Origin of the sequence: Affinirhizobium straminoryzae (assembly GCF_007004135.1) — a bacterium.
Classification (GTDB): domain Bacteria; phylum Pseudomonadota; class Alphaproteobacteria; order Rhizobiales; family Rhizobiaceae; genus Neorhizobium; species Neorhizobium straminoryzae.
The window spans coordinates 1-18,030 of record NZ_VJMG01000019.1 but is presented as its reverse complement, the minus strand read 5'-3'; the positions used below and the strand labels follow the sequence as shown (position 1 = coordinate 18,030).

Genomic DNA, 18,030 nt, shown 5'->3' with positions numbered 1-18,030 from the left:
GGTGGGGAGCTGACATCGACGCTCTGGCTGGAAACGACAACAAGTCTCAGGGAGCCGCCCAGCTTGCGGGGCGCTTCCGTCGTGAGGGGGAAGGGAAGTTTGAGGGGAGGGGCCGAAGGGGGCTCCCCTCATTGCGGTTGGGTGCCGCTCGATGCGGCGCTCAATCGCTCCTAAGCCTGAGTGGCGCCGCGCTTACGTAACAGAAACCGCTTCAAGCTCCATCCGGCTCGCAAGATGTAGGGTGGCCGCCCAAGAGAGTAGTGCCCGCAATTCAGCCGCAGCACGCTCACTCCGGCTCCGGCGTTCTCCAGCCTTCCGAGCAGCCGTTCGGACAGGTCCGGCAGAACAACCGAATCCCTCGACGCCAGAATCACCAGAAGTTCGAGGCCTGGCCGCGCCAGCCTGTCTGGCTGGTTTTCGAGATTGAGCGGTGCCCACGCTCTTTGCAGTTGGGCAAGCGTAAGATGCGGCTCGAGGCTTGTCCGGATCGAGCGGGTTGCGCGCCCGGTCCATACCATTTCAGCAAGGCTCCCTGCCGTGAGGAACATAGACGCCCGCGAGACGGCGGGTTCATACGCCGCGACCAATCCTGCAACCCAAGATCCAAGGCTCATCCCGAGAACGGAAACATCCCGATAGCCTTGGCGCTTTAGCCAGCCGATAAGCTTACGCCCGTCCCATACCGCCTGTTTGACGGCTTGCATCGTGCGGCCGAGATTGGCGCTGAGCATGTAATCGGCATAGAGCGATCCGGGCCGCTTGCGTTCCAAGTGGTAGGGCATGGCGATCTCAATAACCGTGATCCCCTGCCAGGAAAGGAACCCGGCGATCTGCCGGTTCCGACTGGTCGCGTTCCAGTGATGGAAGATCACGACTGCCTGATCGCGTTTTCCGCTCTCGGTGATCCTGGCCCACACGATGTTGTTTTCAGCAACATCGGTTGAAACGTCCGAAGGGAATGTCAGCCAGCCATTCCGCAGCTCGAAGCTATGATCGCTCGCATCAGGCGGCTCAAAAAAGTCCGGCTCAGCGGCGGCCGTTTCCGCGAGAACGCAAAACTCCTCTACCGTTTCAGCCGCCCCCATGCCGGGAAATGCACGATCGGCGTCCAGAATGAAGTCCGTGATCTTCTTGGCCTCTTCGCCGCGCTGTGCGCGACCCTCGTCCCAACGATCCAGCCAATTATGAAACACGGCTGTCGCCTCTTATCTCACGGGCACGCCAAGCTGGCTCAAACGCCGGATCAAATAGACCATAGGTCGCAATGAGTGCGGTAACGATTAGCAAAACAGAGAAACCATCGAACGCGTCGATCAACATGTATGAGACGAAAAGCAAACCGATCACCGCAGACATCTTCCACAGGGGGGAACGAAGCCGCCTATCATCCCCCAAGCGGATTGCTCCATACACAAAGACGCTGCAGGTCGAAAGCACGACGAGCAAGCTGCTGTAGTGTGTGGGCATGATGTAATCGAAGGTCCTATCTCCATCGTCGTAATCTGCCAGCGCAGCCCAGACATCGCGGACCAGCCATGTCACGAAATCCGGGCCCTGCGATGCAAGATAGGCACTTTGTGCCTTCATGCAGATGGCGGCAAGGACGACGAGCACGGAACATCTGAAGACCCCGCGCATGATCCGCAGACCGATTTCACTGGTGTCCGGCCAGGCTCTCTGCTCGCCAACGAGTTCAGTTCCGCGTTTAAGCTTCCATAGATCATGGATGATCGTATGCAGCAGGATCAGGCCGGCGAACAGCAGGTAGAAGCTTGTGGACATGTAGAGATAGGCAAGGGCGGTAAACACGATTGCCGCCGGCGTGGATAGGATATCCGGCCTGATGATACCGATCGTCCCCCAGCTTGGGGCAAAATCCTGCGCTTGCTCAAGCAGAGGGATAAGCTGCACGCCGATCCATTGCACCACGCCCGCGAATAGTATGCAGATCAGGAAAACTGCCCAATAGGCCTGTGAGTTGGCCTGCAAATGTAGCGTCCAGGCGTCGCTGCTTCTTACACGATCAGCCTCCGCCAGTAGCCTGAGGCGGCCATCATGCTTCCAGAAACCCAGAAGCTCGATGACGACGGCGAAAAACAATGGCAACAGCACCATGAACAGGAAGGTCCAGTTCGGTGCCCAGAGGAAGCCAACCTGCTTCTCGATACCATCCGAGCGCACATAGGTGATGCTGTGGATCCCCAAAATGTAAGAGAGGAAGCCGAGGGCGGACGAACCGGCGAAGATCCAGGCCGGCAAGTTCAGATGTGATCCATGCGAGAAAATTGCCTCGGTCTTGATTGCCAAACCCCTTGGCCGCTCCGCTGGCTTGGTTTGAAGGTCTACCGAGACGACGGGCGTTAGAGGAACCTGGTTTTTTTCTGGCGCTGACGTGTCAGGCACACGCAGGGCAGTCGCAGTCGAGCCGCCGGTCTTCTTTTGATCTCGCCGCCTGGCGGTCAGGCGCGCTTGGGCCGAGCTGAGCTCATTCAGCCACTCATTCGTCGCCTCGCGATCGTCGCAACCGAAGATGCGTGCCAGCCAGCGAATGTTGGCCGGGCTGATGCCTTTGTCATTCTCCTGAAACCAGAGCTGGACGGTGCGAAGATCCACTCCGACACGGTTGGCGTCGATCTTTGAGATGGCATCCGCCAGTAGCTCCGGCGTCCACGGGCCTTGGGGAAAACCGTCTTCACCCAAGGGGCGTCCGGCACCCGCAGCAGCCATTTTCTTGAACAGTTCCTTGAAATCGCTTCCATCCGCCGGCGGAGGAACAAAAATCTTACCGTTTTTTTCCAATGACTTACAGCCCAAGATTTCGTCTTGTTTCGTATCCTATCGTGCGTTGTGGACGATTTGATGGTCTGAGACGATCCCCAATGCAACTAGATCGGTGAGGCATCCACCATGCTACTGTCGTCATCCAGTTCGCGTTCGTCCCGTGAAGCAATTGCCGCTCAATGCACCAAAACGGCTCCGGCATTGCCCACGTCTAGGAAAGTGGGAACGGAGATCGCAGCCAGTGCGACGGGAGAAGAACCCTCCCTTCGTGAGCTGATCGATCAGCATTCATCGGCAGTTCAAGGGGGGAAAAGGGCGGCGGCACGCCGCCAGGCCATCATCAACTATAAGCCGAAGGGCGACGGAGAGGCTAACCTGAAGCTGACCTATCTCGCGGCCTATCTGATCGCAACCAAAGGCACGCTTTCCGCCAAGGAAATGAGTTCACTGCTGGCGGATCGCCCGATTCGATCAACCTCCTGAGCGAGATGATCAAAGCGCCGCCAACGGCGGCGGCATGCCGGGCGGGAGGGGAGCCGAGGGGAGGGGCATGGGCTCCCTTCGGGCGGACCGCAGCCCGCTCGATGCGGCCAGGTTCGCAACTGCCAAAATGGCTACGGGGCCGGTTCTTCCGAACCAACCCCGCAACAAAGCATCCAACAATTGTCAGCGTACCAATCCTAACCGCTCACCAAGGCTTGGCGGCGTCGGCGTTTCTGCTTCCTTTGTCATGGCGACGATGGCGTTCTGTGACAGCCCTTCGATCTCATAGCCAAAACGGCGCGCGCTCGCGATGATTGATTCAAGGCTTGGGTGCTGCTCAAGAAGCGTCCCGAACCACAGGGCATATTCGTCGGTTTCCTCATCGGGAAATGCCTGCAGAAAGAAGGTACACAACGGCGCATCATAGCCGATTACGGCGTTCTCGTCGGTCTCTTCGTCGGTTTTCACGGTCACGGTGTAGCGGCTCAATGGTGTCCCTCCTGATGTCGGGCCGCATCGAAATGCGGCCCAGGTCCTATTTGAACAGCGGCATTGACCGCTTGTTGGTCAGGCTGGCGCGGTCGGTCGCAAAGCGGTAGCCGTCCCAATCCTTCCACGCTTCCCAACCTGCCGCGGTGGCGCGCCCATACCAGACGCGCACCGTGACCTTATTGTTTCCAAGGTCCTCGACAACCTCAACCGTGTGGCTCCCGCCTAAACCGGAGGGCGTGTCGAAGACCTCAACGCTTCGGCGCTGGCCGTTGCTTTTCATGCTTCGCCTCCTAAAGCCGGAAATGAGCAACCAAGCCCTGATTGGCTCGGTGGCTTGCCAGTGCATAGGCGCACGCCTGCGCCAGAAGGTCGGCATTCTCCACCATGCCCGACTTCGCGCGTCCCTTGATATCGGCTTTCAAGTCGTCATCGCTGGTCCCAACGTGCATGTTTCCGACAATCCAGCGCAATTGCGCATAGGGGATCTCGTCAACGCGCCGAACAGGCAAGGCCGAAATCAGGCCCTTGCGCTGACTGGCTGCCTCTCCGGCCTCACTTGCCTCCTTCTTGGTCGGGAAATAGGCTTTCACCAACTGGCGGCGCTGCGCGTCGGCTGTACTCATGAAAGCGTTTGAGCCGTCTTCTTGGGTATATAGGCTCCAGTCGGCGGCACTGCCGCCGAACATGGCGTCGCCTCGGCCGGAAAACTCCATGACTGTAAAAATCTGCTTATTCATGTGGGGATCCTCTGTTTTCCGGGGCTGATCAAGCGGCGCTGTTGCCGCTGATCGATTTCAAGACGCACTTGGCCGCATAGCGTCCGGCCTCGTTCAAGTTGCGCTGCCAAGCCCCCTGCGAAGGGGACCAGCGGAACCCGTGAGATTTCAGGGTGCGCCGCGTCTGTTCGTCCGGCTTGCCGGGGAACAGCAACTGAATGCGGGCCATGTCGGTATTTTCCTTGACCGTGACGGCTCCTGCCTCCGTCTCGACGTCCTCGGCGCGGTCGCCGCGCTTCTTCATCGCAGCAAGCGATGCAAGGCGGGTTTGCATGCGGCGCAGTTCGGCGCGAGTGTTGGTGGTGGAAAAGCCGCGTCGGTTCTGCCACGGGGCAAGGGTAACGCCACGCGATGCCCTCTCCTCGTCCATGCCGGTTTCGGCCACCACACGGGCCAGAATGTCGGCTTCGCTCGCCTGATCCTTCTCCATCCGGCGAATGATGACATTCGCCCGTTTCATCCGGTTGATGGACAGTGCCAGATCTTCAATCCGCGAGGCGATGCGCTGCATGGCTGCCGGGTCACTGGCTCGGATCGGCTCGTCACCGGTCCCGTGGGGAAACGCCTTGCGCTTCACTGCTTTTTTCGCAGTCGCGATATGGGCTGAGATGTCAGCACGGCGGGCGTCTGAAACTCGCATCCGCTTTTCATTGCGGGCGACGGGAAAACGCGCAGGTCCGGTGATGAACCAGTTCATGCAACGGCCTTCCGCTGCCCAATACTTGGCGGTGATCTCGACATGACGGCGAGCAAAGGCCTCTAGTTCAGCATCCGGCAGGGGCAGTTTTGCTTGCTCCCACAGCTCCACCATGTAGGTGGCAAAGCCGTTCAGGCGCTCTGCCAGCCCTTCCAGTTCGGAAAGGGTGCGCCGCTCCGGAAAATGAGTAAGGGCATGGAAGCTATGTTCGATGTCCTTCGCCGCGATGGTCGCGGCAAAGGTTCCGGCGAGAATGGACAGGGTGCGGTCCTCGACAACAGCGATGATCATCGGACTACCCCCGCCATGACGGTTGGGTGAGTGCGGGTGATACGGGTCTGGAACCCGATCAAGGCGCCGCCCAGAATGACCCCATTGGGGGAATGCTCGTCTGCCTTGGCAAAGACCGGATCAAGAACCGGCTTGCAGACGTTCAGGCGGGCCGCTGCTTCCTCAATGCTGATCTGCGGCGGTAGGACATGTGCGCCGTCCAGGCTGGCAAGAACGATCTTTCCAGCCAATGGCTGCGGGTAGCCGTCAAAGACGGTGAAGGCGGTCAAGCCGTCCCGCAAACCCTCCTCATCGACGATAAGAACGTGGTTCGTGTCGAATGGCACCACCTCGACAAGCTGGCATCCAATCAGCCCGTAGGTCTGAGAGAATGCGCTAGGTGCTGCGACCTGTGCAGCTTGAATGGTTCCAGCTTCCGGGTCCAGCAGGTAAACGGTTGCGGTTGTGGTCATAGTTCTCACCCTTTCCCCAATTCCGCGAAGCGGTCTTCTCGTGCCCCTCGTGGGCAGGAGCCCCGCTCCTGTTCCCGAGTTCGCGCGGAGCAGCGGGGGAGAGGGTGGCAAGGGGATAAAAACGGAGGGGGTTCGCCCGCCCGAGGCAAAGCCGAAAGGGCGTCGTGTCAGCGGCGCTCCTGCACAAAGCGCTGCCCCAAGGCTGCGCGAAGGAAGGACGGGGAGACCGTTTTTTCCCCTTGTGAGGGAGAGGGGGCAGTGCTCCTCTTTCCCTCATCAAAGAAACAGACAGGACGCCTCCGGCGTCACTGCTTTATCCTGGCCTAGGCCGGCAAACCGCTGATGCTGATTCCTGTGAAGAGCAGTAGGGGAGGGGAAAGGCCGCCCCGATACGAGGCAGGGCGGCCTCCGTAGGCACATGACAGAAAAGGGCTAGAGATCTGCCACGACCTGACCTGATAAGCGGGCAATATGGGTCGATTGCGGAAAGCTGTAAATGTTCCGAACCGATATTTGCCCAAGATGCATGTGATTGAAGGCGAAGCCGCAGCGCAACCGATCGTTACCCCAATGGGCGGAGACAGCGCCTGCTGGCTCCGTGCCGAAGGCATAGAGCGGGGTCGCCAAGCGATGCGCCAAAGCAGCTATCCAGGGTAGACTTTCGAGGCACCATCTTTAAATGTCCCGGAGGAACAACGATGAAATTCCAGTGTGGTTGGCGGCAATGGCAGGTTTCGGACTCGAGCAGTGGGTAAGCTATCTCGGACTTGAACGCGTTGTAGACCCAGACAAAGATCATCCGGTTTATCGCAAACGGCTCGACGGAAAGATCATCGACCTCAGGCAACTGGATCTGCTTGTCGCGCAAAGGCTACGTGACCTGCGAACCGATCGACAACTTGCGCAAGCCAAAGTCGCTATGCTGCTAGGGGTGAAGGAGGCTACCTACGCCCGCTACGAAAACGCCTCCTCCTTGATGACAGTCGGACGCCTGCTCCACGTTTTCGAGGTCCTGAATATCACCCCGGAAGAGTTTTTCGATCCTCTCGTCAACGAACAGCCCTCTCACTCCAAAGCCGAGTCACGCGAAGCCCTGAGAGACCAGCTGATGGAGGAAACGGTCGACCACCTGAAAAAGCTCGACGATACGACCTTGAAGATGGTGCATGACCTGGTGAGGGCCATGGAGCCCCGGACAAACGGAAGGCAGTAACCGAATGTCGCGGCGAAAGCCGCGCCATAGCACTCAGCGGGTTGGCTTTGGTTTCCGCCGCGCGCCGGCCGCCTTTGGCGAACAGCCGGCGCTCATGCGGCGTCCTTTCTCGCGCCCTACTGGCGAAGACATCCGCTCGGATCGATCGGCGCCAGTCCGAGATCCGAGAAGGACAATGAAGAACATCGGAGCTTTCAGCATAGCGCCGACCCTCCTTAAGGGGCGGGAAAGCGGGAATTCTCGACACGGTTTTGACGGATAAAGGGAAGCCGCAGGAGGCTTAGCATAGCGCCGCGAAGCGGAAGCCGGGATCGACTTCCCCCGCCAAAACAGTTCCGCATCATCAGGCCAAAAGCGATGTCTAACTATCAGATGTGTGCCGGCCCTGACTGCAGTCAGTGAAGCGTCGGGGCAGGGTCCGATAGGAGCTTCACCGCATTCTTCACGACCTTACGAAGCTTTCGCCAATCGGGAAGGTCGCCTTCATTGACGCGTTCCTCGATCGCCGTCAGGATCCAGCCAACGCAGGCTATATCTTCGACAGCGCGGTATTCATCCGAGCGCTGAAAGCAAGCGACAATACGGGGCCGTGCGCCTTCGTCGGTTTTGGGGATCTGCGCAACCAGGTCCCGCGCTTCGCGATAAGCATTGGCTACTCTCTCACGTTCATCAGGACCGGCTTGCGTGATCATTCCGACAGTCCAAACCAGCGATTTTGAAAGGTCGACTACTTCGTCTGTCATGGCGTGATCATCCTTTTCGGTGCAACGGATTCAAAAGGGTACCATCCTCTTTCCACACGCGAAAAGAGCATATCCGCAACTTGATCGCGTCGCTTGGCGCCTTCATCTGGCGCCTGATTTGTCCTTTTTGGGAGAGTCTCGCTAAATCGCAAATCCCTGATTTGCGGATGAGGTTGCTCTGCGCTATATCCTTTCTCTAGGAGACCGCAAATGCTCTTGAAGAAGTTTGACGAGAACAAGGAAGGCCTGAAGCAGATCGGCCGCGAAGCGATTGCCGAGAGCCGTCGTTTGGGCCTGCCGCTCTCCGCTCGTGACCTTAAAAATCAAGCCGAGGATCAGGCGAAACACGCGCAGAGCAAGCGCGTATCTGCCGCCTGAGGTCTGAACTCTTTGCCCTAGCCCAGCTGCATTATTCTCGGCGGTCGTAACGGATCGGGCAAGACGTCGGAGTATGCGAAGCTGCAGCTCGACGGTGCTTGTAGAGCACCCTTAGGTCTCGCTGAGAGCAGCGCAGACACAGGAAACGTGAAGGCCAGGTATGCCGGTTGTCAAAAAGGACATATCTGCCTACGCCACAGCGTGAAGTGGTAGGTAGCCATGAACGAAATTGAGATTGCCGGTATCAAACGTGATCTGCGCGAGGTGATTGTTACCGTCCTGGGCAAAGGGAAAGACGGCGCCGATCTGCGTGTCGCAATCTCGTTCGGTTTGCATACCATATCGACCGGCTGCGACCACGGGCAGCACGACATGTTCGATGAAAATGGCAAGCCGCGCCTGTTCAACGAAGACAGATATGCATTCTCGCTGGGGTTGCCTGAGCTTGCCCATCGTATGATCGAGCAGAACTACTTTTCTTGGGAGTCGGCGGATCGTAATCGGGCTATGAACTTTGCAGTGATCGATGTCGCACCAGGCCGCATCCACCGGCTCGAAGACGGAACACATCAGTTTGTGTTTTTCTACCTCTATCCGGCGTCTGGTATCACTGCCGACGTCAATCTAGTCATCACCGGCTGCCATTCGCGCGAGGTGGCGTTCAGCCGTATCAAGCGGCGTTTCAACATCCACACTCTTCTGCGCAAATGCTTGTATGAAGCGAAGCGAATTCCCTGAATGAAAAAGGCTCCCACGAAGCGGCAGCCTTTTGAAAGGGATGCGGGTGTGCCTTACCGTGGTGTACCGGCCTCGAGGGCGCACATGCTGACGGCGACTACCGAAGTAGAAGCCCCGCTGTCCGTAGCTGCTTATATATATATCACCCCCCGGGGTGTATTTCAAGACGGGGGGAGGGTGGCCTGTGAGGGTGGGCGTCCGAAGCTCGCTCAATTCCAGCATAAATCATTATCGCACCCTGAATGCATCAAGTGACCGCCTGCAGGCTTCGTTAGGAGCAATGTAGCCCGAAAAGATGGGAGCGACACCGGGGAGTAGACATGGACGCTCCCAGGCGCACGGACCCTTCTTCCGGCGATCGATAAGGTTCTAGAGCGCTTCGAGCCGGCCGCTCCCATGCCGATGGAGCGCGCTGCGGTGGCGGATCGAGTCCCGCCGGGTGAGGGAGTAGTAGAAGCTCCGACGGTTTGGGTTCGATGGCGAGGCCAAACATTTAGTGGAACCAAAGCAGCGAGGTCTAGCGCCGGCCGTCAGTCTCACACCCCGTAACACGGCTGCAGTTGAGGATAGAGCCAGGGTTTGACGAATTGGCCCCGGCGATCACGCCTTCCGATAACGATCGCTTTCGAGAGCTTGTCGTCGATTGCGGCCATCAACACTTCCTCCTGGGCGCCCAATGCACTGCGCTTTTCGGACCCTTGTTCCCAGAGCAGCGCTTCCTTGATTGCAAAAATGTCCGCGCGCTCACGCATCACCTTCGGATGGGTATGGAGCCAGCGCAGAAACGCAACCGCTTCCGGAGTCGAGCGCCACAGAGCGTCGTAGTGTTCGGCATAGGCCTCTGCGGTTTCGGGCTCCGACAGGTTCGATCCGTGCCAGATGGCCATTGGCAAGGGGCTCCGCGTGCCGGTCAAGATCTCGGCAATGTATGGATTCTCGATAAAGGCCCGGCGCAGGATCGTTGCGGCCTCGACCATTTTGCCAGACATGATTTCAACCAAGGCAGCCTCGTAGCGATAAGGAGGGTAGCTGTCCGCCTCTTGCTTGAAGATCTTCTGGGCCTTCTTCTCGTTGCCCGAGCGCAAACACTCCGAGCCGATCAGGTAGCGGATGCCCTGGTTATCGCTGGGATTCCAGCGCAGCATATGCTCCAATATTTCGATTGCCTGATCCCGTCGACCAAGTTTCTGGTAGCACAGAGCGACACCATGAGCTGCGCGCAAGAAAGGCCGGTTTTCCAACCAGGACCATTCGATGAGGCCCCGGTAAGTCCGCGGGATAGCCGCTAGGCCAATTCCTAGCCCTCGTTCGCAGGCGTCGAGAGCCTGTTTGGCTTTGCCTTGCTCAAGCATCACGAAGCCGAGATGCGCATGACCATCAATATAATTCGGATAGTGCTCGACCAGGTCAGCCAATGCCAGATGGAACTTCTTCTCCGACAGGCTTCCGCTAGCGCGCTGATCGAGAAGAGTGTCGAGCTGACCGTCAGCCTCTCGCTCCTCGGCACCATGCCGAAACCGCGCGCCGTCCTCATCGAGTTCCAAAACCACAGCAGCCATTCGATCTAAGCCCCTCCCGATGACCTGTTGCGCGCAGCGCCACAAATGTACATTTGCCAGTGATATTGATCAGAATGATCCCTGAACAGCCGATATTGTTCGGCGATGAGCCGCTTTCGATCAAGCCCGGCATCGCCGCGCACTCCGACCCGAGCCTGTCCACGGCATTTCTTCATCTGCGAACGTTGAAAGCAATGCCGGACTTCCGGCCGCGCGCGCGAGAGTGTTAAGCAAAATCAATGCTGGTTCCAGATTGAATGCAACACGGCCCTTAAACCTATAGGCATTGCCGTTCGAGAGACAACAGATGTCGGCTGAACATCTCCTTGGGCGTCTGAAACCCCAAGCACTTGCGCGGCGTGTCATTCAGCCTGTCACATAGGGAGCGGATCTCCTGATTGCTGACATCCAGCACAATCGTTTCCGGCGGCAGGTATCGTCGAACACGCTTGTTTGTGTTCTCGACCGTGCCTTTCTGCCATGGAGCTTGGGGGTCGCAGAACCAGGCGGTCGTTCCCATACCGTGCTCTAACGCGCGCCATGAGACGAACTCCAGTCCCCGATCGAATGTCAGACTTTGCCTGGCTTGGACGGGCAGGGGTGCCAGATGCTGGATCAACTGGTTCATGATCGGCTTCGAGCGCCGGTCATTGTTGCGAAACAGCAGGGTATACCGGCTCTTGCGCTCCACGACGGTGGCGATGTTTGCAGCGCCATGCTCCTTTCTGAAGATCATCAAATCCGCTTCCCAGTGACCGAATTCACTACGGGAGTTGATGACTTCAGCCCTGTTGCGAATGGCGCATTCCATTGGAAAGACAAGGCTTTTGGGTTTGCGTGCATATCGCGGTCGCCGCCTACGACGTCGTTCAGGCAGGTGACGCGCCAGTTGCTGATCCTGGCCTTCCTGAGAATAAACATACTGGTAGATTGTCTCATGGCTCAGACGGGTGGTTGCGCCACTGGCAAGCCGCAGCCGGCCAGAAATCTGTTCCGGTGACCAACCGTCTTTGAGCCGATCGACAACGGCGGCGCACAGACTGGGGTTGTGCAACAGCTTACGATATTTGCGACGCCGGTCGCACGCCATCTCATGCGCTGTGATGTGCCAGTATCCTTCCGCAATCGGAACGTCACGATCATGCCAGAAATTCCGTCGCAGCTCTCGGCAGATCGTTGAGCGGTGGCGGCGAAGGGCGCGCGCGATCTCAGCCTGACTGATCTTCTTCTCATGCATCCGTGCGATGATACGACGTTCATCCAAACTCAACTGCACAAAAGAGCGGGCCATTCCATCCTCCTGAAACCATGGCCATTATTGTCTTCGTTGCATTTGAAAATGGAATCTGCCCCCGGTACATGCGCCAGCCGCGTAATCCAAATTATGGAACAAAAGAGCCATACTCAATCCGCTGAACCAATCAGCACGCCTCGTTTCTTCTCTGCCTGCGATTTCTTGAAACACGGTTGTCAGGTTGGCGTCGACTACCTGACATAACGTTGCTTTGGGGCGCTCGCCGACCCGCATGATCATCGTGAAACAATGAGCGCCCCTCAATCCGCATAGAAAGAGATCGTCCTCTCGCTTGACTTGTTTATTTAACGCGTTTATTTAACGCGTAAGATTTATGAATCAAGGAAAGACTCATGCCCAGACCCGCGTTGACGGAAGAGGAAATCCGCAGCTTTCGCAGGACAATCCTGGCGGCGGCAGCAAAGATCGTGGGCCGGGAAGGTCTCGCCCGATTGTCGATGCGCGGGCTGGCAGATAGCCTCGGCATGACGGCAGCTGCGCTCTATCGCTACTATCCGAGCAAGCAGGACCTGATCATCGACTTCTGCCGCGACGCGATCACCGACCTCAGAAATCGCTTCGGCGAAATTCATCGGACCACGGAAGATCCGCTGTCTGCCATTCGTTCGATGATGACGGCCTATGCCCGTTTTGGCCTTGAGGACCGTGATCGTTTTCGGATGCTTTTCCTGGAAAATGACCAGGGCCTGACCTCGCCTTTGATGGAAGACGAGGAAACGATGCTGCCGTATCGCCAGCTTGTCGAGCAGGTCGCCAAGGCTGCTGCCGCGGGCCTTATTGTTACGGCTGACAGCGAACGATCGACGCAGACTATCTGGGCCAGCGTCCATGGCATTGTGACCCTCGCTTCCACCTTCAATGATTTCGATTTCGGCAATGTCGATCAGCTCGTCGACGAGACGATCGAACTGCTTATCCGTGGGCTGCGCTCGCAAGGAGCCGCACAATGAAGACCAGCATCTCGAAATACGTTGCTCTCTTCGGCGCCCTCGGACTGCTTGTCGGGTGCAGCGAGGCCGCGCCGGAAGCCAAGGCACCACGGCCGATCAAGTCGGTCGTCGCCGAGATCCGTTCGATTGGCGAGACCGTCAGCCAGACCGGCGAGACCCGTCCACGCTACGAGACGCCGCTGAGTTTTCGTCTCAATGGTCAGTTGACCTTCCGCGTCGAGAACGGCGTCGAGGTCAAGGCCGGAGAATTGCTCGCCAGCATCGACAAGGTGCCCTCGCAGAATAACGTGCTGACCGCACGCGCCGAACTGGCCACCGCTCAGTCGGCGCTGGAGTTTGCCCGGCTGACCGCCGAGCGTAACCGTGAACTCTTCTCCAAGAACGTCATTTCGAGAGCACAGCTGCAGGAGGCGGAAGCCAACCTTCAGACAGCGCAAGCGCGTTTCGCAGGCGCTACGACGGCTTTATCGACGGCAGAGGAGACGCTGACCTATACCGAGATCAAGGCGCCGCGCGACGGCATAGTCTCGGCCGTCGGCGCCAATGTCGGCCAGATCGTGCAAGCCGGGCAGCAGGTGGTTACCATCATTTCCAATCAGGATCGCGACGCCGTTTTCGATGTACCCGAGCGACTCCTCAACGACGGCGCAGGGACGACCGAGGTAAAGGTCAGTCTGATTTCCAACCCGGCCGCCACGGCAACTGGCACCATCCGCGAGGTGACGCCCTCCGCCGATCCCGTCACACGGACCTTCCGGGTGAAGGTGTCGCTCGACGACAAGGGCCAGCGCATGCCGTTCGGCGCCGCCGTGCTCGGCACCATCGTACTGTCGCCGAAGGAGCTGGTTGAGCTCCCCGCCTCGGCACTCACCAACAAAAACGGCGCCACGGCCGTCTTCGTTTTCGACAAGACATCGAGCAAGCTCTCTTATCGGACTGTTCAAATCGACCGATACGACGACCAGAACATCTATGTCGCCTCCGGCCTCAACACGGGCGACATCGTCGCCACAGCCGGTGTCAGCAAGCTGCGTGACGGCGAAGTGGTCAAGCTCGAGGCACGGGAGGGTCAGTGATGGGCAAGACATCGCAGCCGCATGGCAAAAAGTTCAATTTGTCGACCTGGGCCCTGCAGCACCAGTCACTGGTCATCTTCCTGATGATCATGACCATGATTGCCGGCGTCTGGAGCTATCAGCGCCTGTCCCGCAACGAGGACCCGCCGTTTACCATCAAGACCATGGTGGTCTCGGCACTCTGGCCGGGTGCCAGCACCTCAGATACGGTCAATCTTTTGACCGAGAAGCTGGAAAAGAAGCTCTCGGAAACACCCTATCTCGACCATACCCAAAGCTATTCCCGTGCGGGACAGTCGGTGATTTTCGTCAACCTGCGGGACGATGCCCCGCCCGCCGAGGTCTCCGACGTCTGGTACCAGGTCCGCAAGAAGATCTCCGATCTCGCACCCACCCTGCCCCAGGGCGTGCAGGGTCCCTTCTTCGACGACGAATTCGGCGACACCTTCGGCAGCATCTACGCCTTCCAGGCGGAGGGCTTCTCCAAGCGCGAACTGCGTGACCGCGTCGAAACCGTGCGGGCGGAGCTCTTGTCGATCAAGGATATCGGCAAGGTGAATGTGCTCGGCGTCCAGGAAGAAGAGATCGTCATCGAATTCTCCTCGGCCAAACTCGCGAGCCTTGGCGTCGATCCTGCCGCTGCCATGGAAGCGATCCGGGCACAGAACTCGATCACGCCCACGGGTTCGGTGCGCACCGAAAGCGAAAAAATCTCGCTGCGCGTCAGTGGTGCCTTTGCCTCCGAAAAGAGCCTGCACGATCTGACCTTCCGCGTCGGCGACCGCTTCATTCGGCTCGAAGACGTCGCCAGCATCGACCGCCGCCTCGTCGATCCGCCGGCGCCGGCCTTCCGGGTCAACGGTGAGCCGGCCATCGGTCTCGCCATTTCCATGTCCGAAGGCGGCAACCTGCTTGCCTTCGGCGATACCCTCAAGACCCGCATGGCCGAGATCGCCGCCGAACTGCCGCATGGCATCGAGATGATCCAGGTGGCCGACCAGACCACTGTCGTCAAGGAGGCCGTCGGCGGCTTCGTCAAGGTGCTAATCGAGGCGATTGTCATCGTGCTCGCCGTCTCCTTCGTCTCGCTCGGAACCCGGGCCGGCCTCGTCATCACCGCCTCGATCCCGCTCGTACTGGCCATGACCTTCTTCGGCATGGACCTCGCCGGCATCGGTCTGCAGCGTATTTCGCTGGGCGCCCTGATCATCGCGCTTGGCCTTCTCGTCGACGATGCCATGATCACTGTGGAAAGCATGGTTTCCAGCCTCGAGAATGGCGTGGACCGGGCGGTCGCGGCAAGCCATGCCTACGAGACCACTGCCTTCCCGATGCTGACGGGCACGCTGGTCATGATCGCTGGCTTCATCCCGGTCGGTTTCGCAGCGTCGAGCGCAGGTGAATACACCTTCTCGCTGTTCATGGTTGTCTTGATCTCGCTTCTCGCGTCCTGGATCGTCGCGGTGCTCTTCTCGCCGCTGCTCGGCACCTGGATCCTGCCCACGACCATGCCGCGCCATACCGAACAGGACGGACGCGTGATGGCCGCCTACAAGCGGGTGTTGAACTGGTCACTCAGCCATCGCTGGCTGACCTTGGGAACGGCGGTCGCGCTGCTCGTCCTTTCCGGCTTTGGCGCGACCAAGCTTGAGGAACAGTTCTTCCCGGCCTCCGACCGCCCCGAACTGCTCGTCAGCCTGACCCTGCCACAGAACGCCTCCCGCGAGGCGACCGAGGAGCGGGCCCGCAAGCTCGAGGACCTGCTGAAGGCGGACGGCGACGTCGCCAACTTCACCACCTATGTCGGCTCGGGTTCGGTCCGCTTCTACCTGCCGATGGATCTGCTGCTGGAAAACGACAATGTCAGCGAGACCGTCGTCGTCACCAAGGGCATTGACGAACGCGACGCCGTGCGCGCCCGCCTCGAGGAGGCAATGCGGAAAGACTTCACCGACGTCACCACCCGTGTCTCGCCGCTCGAACTGGGTCCCCCGGTCGGCTGGCCGCTGAAATACCGTGTCACCGGCGAAGACTACAAGACGGTGCGCGAACTGGCGCTGAAGGTGGCCAACATTGTCGGCGAAAATGCCAATACCCGCGACGTCAACCTGACGGCTGGCGAACCGCAGCGGCGCGTGACCGTCGTCGTCAACCAGATCGAGGCGCGGGCGCTGGGCATGAGCTCGGAGTCGGTGGCGAGCGAAATCTCTGCCATCTTCGCCGGCTCGACCATCACCAGCGTCCGGGACGGCGACCGGCTGGTCAATGTCGTGGTCAAGGGTATCGAGACCGATCGCACGTCGATCGCGACGATCGGCAACATCAACCTGCGTGGCAGCAATGGCCGTTCGGTGCCGCTGCGTCAGGTCGCGACGATCGAATACGGCCTGGAAGAACCGGTCATCTGGCACCGTCAGGGCCGTCCGATGATTGTCGTCCAGGCCGACGTCGCCAAGGGCCTGCAGCCGGCAACCGTTGCGGCCGAGGTCAATGCCTCGCTCGACGCGCTCAGGGAAACCCTGCCGATCGGCTATGCGATCCAGTCGGGAGGCATCACCGAAGAAGCGGCCAAGGGCAATGCCTCGGTCTTCGCAGTACTTCCGATCATGCTGATCGTCATCGTCGCGCTGCTGATGGTCCAGCTGCAGAGCTTCTCGCGCATGGGACTTGCGATCGCCATGGCACCCTTCGGCCTAATCGGCGTGGTGGCCGCCATGCTGCCGACCGGCACGCCAATGGGCTTTGTCGCGCAGCTCGGCGTGATCGCGCTCTCTGGCATGATCATCCGCAACGCCGTCATCCTCATTCAGGAAGTGGATCAGAATGTTGCCAAAGGTGAGCCGATCCGTGAGGCAATTGTGCATGCCGCTGTCCATAGGTCGCGGCCGATCCTGCTGACGGCACTGGCCGCCATCCTCGGCATGATCCCGATTGCAGTCCAGATCTTCTGGGGCCCGATGGCCTATGCCATCATCGGCGGACTGGCAGCAGCCACCGTGCTGACGCTGACACTCCTGCCCTGCCTGCTGCTCTGGCTGCTTTCTGTCGAACAGGCAAAGGCGGCTGGGTCGGGTGATGCTCCGATGAAAGGGGCCCTTGCGCATGATCGATAAAGAGATAGCCAAGGCAGGCTCCCTCCCCGACAAACAGACGATGGCGTTTCAGCGGCTCTTTTGTCCCCAATGCGAGGAAAGCGAACAATCAGCCAATCGAGTCAAGTGTTTGTCTGAATTTTCATACAGTCGAACGCCAATCGGAATTCAGCCCCTTGTATCAACTAAAATATTACGCGATATGTTTATTCGATTCAGCTTAATAATTGCGGCGTGTGGCGAAGGCGTTAAATAAGTTGCAGTCATATGCATAACCATTGCTAGGTGTATTCAGTGATACAACTAGATAGGGGTCGTATATATTGGACACAGCTGGAGTCGCGTAATTGGAAATTCTGTTTTTCCTCTTCCTTGGAAAGCCGCTCTGGATGTGGCTCGTCTTCATGGGCCTGGTTGTGGCTCTGCTCGCATTCGATCTCGGTGTTCTGCATAAGGATGACCACGAGATCGGTGTTGCCGAGAGCCTGAAGCTTTCAGTCATGTACCTGTCTCTCGGTTTTCTGTTTGCCGGCTTCATCTACTGGCAGATGGATACTGAAGCGACTGCACAGTACCTGACCGCCTTCGTGGTGGAAAAGACGTTGGCGATGGATAACATCTTCCTCATCGCCATGATTTTCGCCTTCTTTTCCATTCCGCGCGAGTACCAGCACCGCGTCCTGTTCTGGGGCATCCTTGGCGTCATCATTCTTCGCGGCATCATGATCGGCCTGGGTGCAACGATCGTGGAGCAGTACAATTGGGTGCTCTACATCTTTGCAGTGTTCCTGATCCTGACCGGCATCAAAATGTTGTTCATGGCCGACAAGGAACACAAAATCGAAGAAAACGGTCTGATCCGTTTTCTGAAGCGCCACATGAATGTCACGAATGAGCTTCACGGCAACCGGTTCGTGATCAGGAAACTGGATCCGTCAACCGGGAAACTGAAGCGCTACGCGACTCCTGACCTGCTCCCCTGGAATGTCCTCGG

Annotated in this window: 18 protein-coding genes; 8 read left to right on the top strand and 10 right to left on the bottom strand. The window is 58.7% G+C overall.

Features of this window, described 5'->3' with window-relative positions:
- Positions 1-170: 170 nt before the first annotated feature.
- Both FNA46_RS08550 and FNA46_RS08545 read right to left on the bottom strand, forming a co-directional pair.
- A complete protein-coding gene (locus tag FNA46_RS08550) occupies positions 171-1,193 on the bottom strand; it encodes an alpha/beta fold hydrolase (RefSeq protein WP_143124779.1) in 1,023 nt (340 codons plus the stop codon).
- A complete protein-coding gene (locus FNA46_RS08545; protein WP_143124798.1) occupies positions 1,183-2,799 on the bottom strand; it encodes an RcgA family putative transporter in 1,617 nt (538 codons plus the stop codon). Before FNA46_RS08545 ends, FNA46_RS08550 begins: the two co-directional genes overlap by 11 nt.
- Positions 2,800-2,907: 108 nt before the next feature.
- Here FNA46_RS08545 and FNA46_RS08540 point away from each other — a divergent pair, with 108 nt between their 5' ends.
- Positions 2,908-3,264, top strand: a complete 357-nt coding sequence (locus FNA46_RS08540; RefSeq protein ID WP_185969775.1) for a hypothetical protein — start codon at positions 2,908-2,910, stop codon at positions 3,262-3,264.
- Positions 3,265-3,447: 183 nt separating this feature from the next.
- On the opposite strand, the gene FNA46_RS08535 is transcribed toward FNA46_RS08540, so the two are convergent.
- The 5 genes from FNA46_RS08535 to FNA46_RS08515 are packed head-to-tail and all read right to left on the bottom strand — an operon-like array spanning position 3,448 to position 5,972.
- Positions 3,448-3,753: a hypothetical protein gene (locus FNA46_RS08535; protein ID WP_143124777.1), complete on the bottom strand. Its 306-nt coding sequence runs from the start codon at positions 3,751-3,753 to the stop codon at positions 3,448-3,450.
- Between the two features lie 46 nt (positions 3,754-3,799).
- A complete protein-coding gene (locus tag FNA46_RS08530; protein WP_143124776.1) occupies positions 3,800-4,036 on the bottom strand; it encodes a hypothetical protein in 237 nt (78 codons plus the stop codon).
- A 10-nt stretch (positions 4,037-4,046) separates the two neighbouring features.
- Complete coding sequence (locus FNA46_RS08525; protein WP_143124775.1) at positions 4,047-4,493, bottom strand: hypothetical protein; 447 nt, start codon at positions 4,491-4,493, stop codon at positions 4,047-4,049.
- Positions 4,494-4,521: 28 nt separating this feature from the next.
- A complete protein-coding gene (locus tag FNA46_RS08520) occupies positions 4,522-5,520 on the bottom strand; it encodes a hypothetical protein (protein ID WP_246102955.1) in 999 nt (332 codons plus the stop codon).
- Entirely contained in the window at positions 5,517-5,972 is a 456-nt protein-coding gene (locus FNA46_RS08515) for a DUF3846 domain-containing protein (protein WP_143124774.1), read from the bottom strand. The genes FNA46_RS08520 and FNA46_RS08515 overlap by 4 nt, the downstream gene beginning before the upstream one ends.
- A 724-nt stretch (positions 5,973-6,696) precedes the next feature.
- Here FNA46_RS08515 and FNA46_RS08505 point away from each other — a divergent pair.
- On the top strand, positions 6,697-7,185 hold the full coding sequence (locus FNA46_RS08505) for a helix-turn-helix domain-containing protein (RefSeq protein WP_185969774.1): 489 nt from the start codon (positions 6,697-6,699) through the stop codon (positions 7,183-7,185).
- Between the two features lie 395 nt (positions 7,186-7,580).
- On the opposite strand, the gene FNA46_RS08500 is transcribed toward FNA46_RS08505, so the two are convergent.
- A complete protein-coding gene (locus tag FNA46_RS08500) occupies positions 7,581-7,928 on the bottom strand; it encodes a hypothetical protein (RefSeq protein ID WP_143124771.1) in 348 nt (115 codons plus the stop codon).
- A gap of 216 nt (positions 7,929-8,144) precedes the next feature.
- Between FNA46_RS08500 and FNA46_RS25975 the strand changes: the two genes are divergently transcribed.
- Both FNA46_RS25975 and FNA46_RS08495 read left to right on the top strand, forming a co-directional pair.
- Positions 8,145-8,306: a hypothetical protein gene (locus FNA46_RS25975; protein ID WP_185969777.1), complete on the top strand. Its 162-nt coding sequence runs from the start codon at positions 8,145-8,147 to the stop codon at positions 8,304-8,306.
- Positions 8,307-8,525: 219 nt separating this feature from the next.
- Positions 8,526-9,044: a hypothetical protein gene (locus FNA46_RS08495; RefSeq protein WP_143124770.1), complete on the top strand. Its 519-nt coding sequence runs from the start codon at positions 8,526-8,528 to the stop codon at positions 9,042-9,044.
- Between the two features lie 536 nt (positions 9,045-9,580).
- On the opposite strand, the gene FNA46_RS08490 is transcribed toward FNA46_RS08495, so the two are convergent.
- Positions 9,581-10,603, bottom strand: coding sequence for a tetratricopeptide repeat protein (locus FNA46_RS08490; RefSeq protein WP_143124769.1), 1,023 nt, complete (start codon positions 10,601-10,603; stop codon positions 9,581-9,583).
- A gap of 277 nt (positions 10,604-10,880) precedes the next feature.
- Complete coding sequence (locus FNA46_RS08485) at positions 10,881-11,894, bottom strand: IS30 family transposase (protein ID WP_143124768.1); 1,014 nt, start codon at positions 11,892-11,894, stop codon at positions 10,881-10,883.
- A 356-nt stretch (positions 11,895-12,250) separates the two neighbouring features.
- On the opposite strand from FNA46_RS08485, the gene FNA46_RS08480 reads away from it, so the two are divergent.
- The 4 genes from FNA46_RS08480 to FNA46_RS08465 all read left to right on the top strand — a co-directional run.
- A complete protein-coding gene (locus tag FNA46_RS08480; protein ID WP_143124767.1) occupies positions 12,251-12,868 on the top strand; it encodes a TetR/AcrR family transcriptional regulator in 618 nt (205 codons plus the stop codon).
- Entirely contained in the window at positions 12,865-13,944 is a 1,080-nt protein-coding gene (locus FNA46_RS08475; RefSeq protein ID WP_143124766.1) for an efflux RND transporter periplasmic adaptor subunit, read from the top strand. Before FNA46_RS08480 ends, FNA46_RS08475 begins: the two co-directional genes overlap by 4 nt.
- Positions 13,944-17,057 (top strand): efflux RND transporter permease subunit, encoded by a 3,114-nt coding sequence (locus tag FNA46_RS08470; RefSeq protein ID WP_143124765.1) that lies wholly within the window; start codon positions 13,944-13,946, stop codon positions 17,055-17,057. Before FNA46_RS08475 ends, FNA46_RS08470 begins: the two co-directional genes overlap by 1 nt.
- A 368-nt stretch (positions 17,058-17,425) precedes the next feature.
- A partial coding sequence (locus FNA46_RS08465) for a TerC family protein (RefSeq protein WP_425468689.1) occupies positions 17,426-18,030 on the top strand: 605 nt, incomplete at its 3' end.

Excerpts from the sequence above, each read along its gene's own strand:
- FNA46_RS08540 (WP_185969775.1), top strand. The coding sequence starts at position 2,908 with ATGCTACTGTCGTCATCCAGTTCGCGTTCGTCCCGTGAAGCAATTGCC.
- FNA46_RS08530 (WP_143124776.1), bottom strand. The coding sequence starts at position 4,036 with ATGAAAAGCAACGGCCAGCGCCGAAGCGTTGAGGTCTTCGACACGCCC.
- FNA46_RS08525 (WP_143124775.1), bottom strand. The coding sequence starts at position 4,493 with ATGAATAAGCAGATTTTTACAGTCATGGAGTTTTCCGGCCGAGGCGAC.
- FNA46_RS08520 (WP_246102955.1), bottom strand. The coding sequence starts at position 5,520 with ATGATCATCGCTGTTGTCGAGGACCGCACCCTGTCCATTCTCGCCGGA.
- FNA46_RS08515 (WP_143124774.1), bottom strand. The coding sequence starts at position 5,972 with ATGACCACAACCGCAACCGTTTACCTGCTGGACCCGGAAGCTGGAACC.
- FNA46_RS08505 (WP_185969774.1), top strand. The coding sequence starts at position 6,697 with ATGGCAGGTTTCGGACTCGAGCAGTGGGTAAGCTATCTCGGACTTGAA.
- FNA46_RS08500 (WP_143124771.1), bottom strand. The coding sequence starts at position 7,928 with ATGACAGACGAAGTAGTCGACCTTTCAAAATCGCTGGTTTGGACTGTC.
- FNA46_RS08495 (WP_143124770.1), top strand. The coding sequence starts at position 8,526 with ATGAACGAAATTGAGATTGCCGGTATCAAACGTGATCTGCGCGAGGTG.
- FNA46_RS08490 (WP_143124769.1), bottom strand. The coding sequence starts at position 10,603 with ATGGCTGCTGTGGTTTTGGAACTCGATGAGGACGGCGCGCGGTTTCGG.
- FNA46_RS08485 (WP_143124768.1), bottom strand. The coding sequence starts at position 11,894 with ATGGCCCGCTCTTTTGTGCAGTTGAGTTTGGATGAACGTCGTATCATC.
- FNA46_RS08480 (WP_143124767.1), top strand. The coding sequence starts at position 12,251 with ATGCCCAGACCCGCGTTGACGGAAGAGGAAATCCGCAGCTTTCGCAGG.
- FNA46_RS08475 (WP_143124766.1), top strand. The coding sequence starts at position 12,865 with ATGAAGACCAGCATCTCGAAATACGTTGCTCTCTTCGGCGCCCTCGGA.
- FNA46_RS08470 (WP_143124765.1), top strand. The coding sequence starts at position 13,944 with ATGGGCAAGACATCGCAGCCGCATGGCAAAAAGTTCAATTTGTCGACC.